General features: G+C 68.9%; 2 protein-coding genes and 1 pseudogene. 1 reads left to right on the top strand and 2 read right to left on the bottom strand.

Annotated features, from left to right (window positions below):
* Positions 1-461: 461 nt before the first annotated feature.
* Positions 462-1094 carry an O-methyltransferase gene (locus QH195_RS02725; RefSeq protein ID WP_280423431.1) on the bottom strand — a complete coding sequence of 211 codons (633 nt, stop codon included), beginning with the start codon at positions 1092-1094 and terminating at the stop codon, positions 462-464.
* A 437-nt stretch (positions 1095-1531) separates the two neighbouring features.
* Here QH195_RS02725 and sigE point away from each other — a divergent pair, with 437 nt between their 5' ends.
* Positions 1532-2197, top strand: coding sequence for an RNA polymerase sigma factor SigE (gene sigE, locus QH195_RS02720; protein WP_432278337.1), 666 nt, complete (start codon positions 1532-1534; stop codon positions 2195-2197).
* A gap of 137 nt (positions 2198-2334) precedes the next feature.
* Here sigE and QH195_RS35035 read toward each other — a convergent pair.
* Positions 2335-2379 (bottom strand): annotated as a pseudogene (locus tag QH195_RS35035) (hypothetical protein); the annotation flags it as partial.
* Between the last annotated feature and the right edge of the window lie 56 nt (positions 2380-2435).

Here is a 2435-nt window from a genome sequence, read left to right as displayed (position 1 = left end):
GCACACAGCCGGTCGCCACGAGACGCCGTCAATCACCCCAAACGTCGGCGTCGATGGCGCGGCACACCGCAGAGCCTGCGTCCCGGACCGCCGCCGAGTGCCGGTTCCGGCGGCCGCGCCGGGCAATGGGTCAGGCCGGCCACCGTCCGCGCGGCGACTTCGGTGTATCTCTGCCCCGACCGCGGGAGATATCGAAAGTCTCGGACCGACCCGCAGCACGGTTCGCCGCCGCCGTGCTTCGAGCCGGCGACATACTGCCCACCGCGACCCCGCCATGGCGGATACAACGCCCCACCCCGCGAGTACACCACCCGCAGGTGACGTGAAACCTGCACGGCGCCGGCGACCGGGACGCCCGAGCGCAGTGCTTCGAGCCGACCGATTACCGGCCGTCGGCCGAGCGGCACTGCGTTACGGCACCGAATCAGAAATGACGGGCGAACTCGCACACATCGGCGGGCCTATCCTTTGGATGCGCAGAGCAACCCGTCGCCCAGCGGAATGAGCACGCTGGTCAACCCAGGGTCCTCGGCGACGAACCGGGTCGCCGACCGTACCGCCTGCGTGGCTGCGTCCCGATGTGCCGCATCCGGGACCCGCCCGCCGAGTAGCGCATTGTGCAGCAGCACCGCACCCCCGGGACGCAACAACCGGACCGCCTCCGCGATGTACTGCGGATGCTCGATGGGCGCGCCGTCCACGAACACCAGGTCGTAGGCGCCGTCGGCGAGGCGTGGCAGCACATCCAGCGCGCGGCCGTTGATCAGGCGGGTACGCGCGAGCGGGATTTCCGCCGCACGGAACGATTCCTTGGCGGCCCGCTGATGTTCCGGTTCGGGGTCGATGGTGGTCAGGGTGCCGTCCTCGCGCATACCGTCGAGCAGCCATAGCCCGCTGACCCCGGCACCGGTCCCGACCTCGACCACCGCCCGCGCGTCCAGCAACTGCGCGTACATGCTGAGGAGTGCGCCGACCGACGGCGGCACCGGGGCCGCACCGAGTTCGGTGGCCCGCTCGCGGGCGCTGATGAGTACCTCGTCCTCCACGACGGATTCTTCGACGTAGGCGAGATTTCGCTCCAGGTTCGATGCCACGCACTCGAGGCTATGCCAAACGCGGCGAAGCTGGTCGCAACATTCTCAGGTGTCCCTCAGGCTACCCACACCCGGCCCACACGGGAGAAGGGAAGAGTAGGCCCCACGCAAGACCAGCCGACCGAACGCGACGGCCGGGAACAACCGAGCAGGACCCGACTGTTGTAACCGGTGAAAGTGGCCCGTGAGCCGGGCCACTCCTTCGAGCCTACGCCTCGGTCCCGATAGAGGAGGTCGTCACCATCCACATGGTCGATGCGGCACGCGAGTCCGCCACGTTGCCCGAAGCGTCCCCGGCCGGACTGCCGGTAGTAGACGCCGGGTACACCCTGCCCGGCCGGGACGAATTCGGCCCGGCCCCGTTTCCCGGGACCGACCGTGAGGTAGCCGCACACCGAGACCTGGTGACAGACCACCCCGCTTCGCCGGACGCCCTGATGGAGGTGCCCGATATGTCCACTATCGACAACAGCGCCGAGGACCCGGACGCCGTATCCGCGGCAGCCGGAGAACTCGAAGAACTCCCCCTCACCGGCACCGCCGCCTTCGACGCCACCGGTGACCGGACAGTGATGCCCACCTGGGACGAACTGGTCCGCGAACATGCCGACCGGGTGTACCGGCTGGCCTATCGCCTCTCCGGTGACGCGCAGGACGCCGAGGACCTCACCCAGGAAACGTTCATCCGGGTGTTCCGTTCCCTGTCCAGCTACCAGCCCGGCACGTTCGAAGGTTGGTTGCACCGCATCACCACCAACCTCTTCTTGGACATGGTCCGCCGCCGCAGCCGGATCCGGATGGAGGCGCTGCCCGAGGACTACGACCGGGTACCCGCCGAGGGTCCCGGCCCGGAGCAGGTGTTCCACGACGCCCGGCTCGATCCCGATCTGCAGTCCGCGCTGGATTCCTTGGCCCCGGAGTTCCGGGCCGCGGTCGTGCTCTGCGATATCGAAGGACTGTCCTACGAGGAGATCGGCGCGACGCTCGGAGTGAAGCTGGGCACCGTCCGCAGCCGTATCCATCGCGGCCGGCAGGCACTGCGCGAGTATCTTGCGCATAATGGAGTGCAGGAGCGTTTCGCCGCCGAGGCGAGCCTCGCATAGGACACAGAGGCAAGCCCCGGACAAGACGCCGAGGCGGGCTTCGGGTGATCCGGCGCGCGGATACGATCGCCGAGCTCGCCGAACTCGCCGGTGTGGATCCGGGCTACCAGATCACGGTCAGGCTGCGCCAGCACGTGCATGGCCGCGGCCAGATCGGTGTCGACGTCGTCGTAGCCGTCCACCAGGCCCGATCTGCGCAGTCCGGCGAGCGCCTCGTTCTGCGCGGCGGCCCAGGCGG

The sequence above is a fragment of the Nocardia carnea genome, assembly GCF_029868855.1.
Taxonomy (GTDB): Bacteria; Actinomycetota; Actinomycetes; order Mycobacteriales; family Mycobacteriaceae; genus Nocardia; species Nocardia carnea_A.
The sequence above is the reverse complement of the archived record's forward strand: the minus strand, read 5'-3'. Positions and strand labels throughout refer to the sequence as shown.